The 976-nt window shown below is 49.5% G+C and carries 1 protein-coding gene; it reads right to left on the bottom strand.

All coding sequences use genetic code 11. From position 1 onward, the window contains the following. Positions 1–803: glycosyl transferase family 1 (locus DVK07_RS19630; protein WP_121598521.1), on the bottom strand; the 803-nt coding region annotated here is incomplete at its 3' end. Positions 804–976: the final 173 nt, after the last annotated feature.

Raw genomic sequence — 976 nt, 5'->3', positions numbered from 1 at the left:
TCAATGTCTTCGACGAACCCACGAATTTCGATGTTATCGTGTCCAGTTCCCATTCGTTCGAGCTTCTCTCGTTGTTCGCTATCCCCTGCGACAATCAGCTGCTCGTCGAGATCCTGAAATGCATCGACGATTAGGTCGATTCGCTTCTCCGGGTCAAGCCGTGACCATGTGAGGAAGTATCCATCGTCCCCTTCGTTTCGCCAGTCGCCAGTTATCGGGGGATATACGACTTCGGCATCACGTGCGTAGTAGCGACGGATGCGGTCACGGATGAGTTCGCTGTTCCCCACGAACGTATCGACGTAATCAACGGCCTCCTTATCGAGAGCGCGCCAGATCTTTGCGTACACACGAGCGCCGAACGCGATCCCTGGATAGTCCAATCGCTTCATTCGATCCCGGAATAGATCGTATAGCCACCGCGGAGGACTATGTGGATAGTGTACAATTCGCTGATCGGTCTCTGGTACGTAGTACTTGGTAAGAGGTCCGCTCTCAAGTAAAACGTCGTACTCACCGAGTTCGTCGACTCCTTCGGTCATATCGAACGCAACACTCGCGGACTCAAGCGGATTCATTCCTCCGTTCCGCCACTCCAACAGTTTTCCACTCACCCCATTCGTGTATTTACGTTGGCGCATTGGGTTGATTTTAACGGTCTCTGGTACCTCAACGCCGTCAGCGACATACATCGTATAAATTGGTACATCCAGTATTTTTGCGGCCTCAATAGCGAACGTCTCACTACCGCCGATTGTTGGGAAACGGTCATGGAGGATAGCAATATCTTCGTCTATACACATAATTCGAACCTCAAAGAGATCATGGCGAACTCATCATTTGGCACAGACTTTGAGATACTCGTACAGCCGGAAAAACATGGGGATTGATTCCGCATAATTCGAATAATAACGGTTTACTCTTAACTGTATGTTCCGAGGATCCTCCTTTTAGGATAGTAATTCGGAGTTACTTT

Source organism: Halorubrum sp. Atlit-26R (assembly GCF_003666015.1).
Lineage (GTDB): Archaea > Halobacteriota > Halobacteria > Halobacteriales > Haloferacaceae > Halorubrum.
This window is presented reverse-complemented; position numbering and strand designations above follow the sequence as displayed.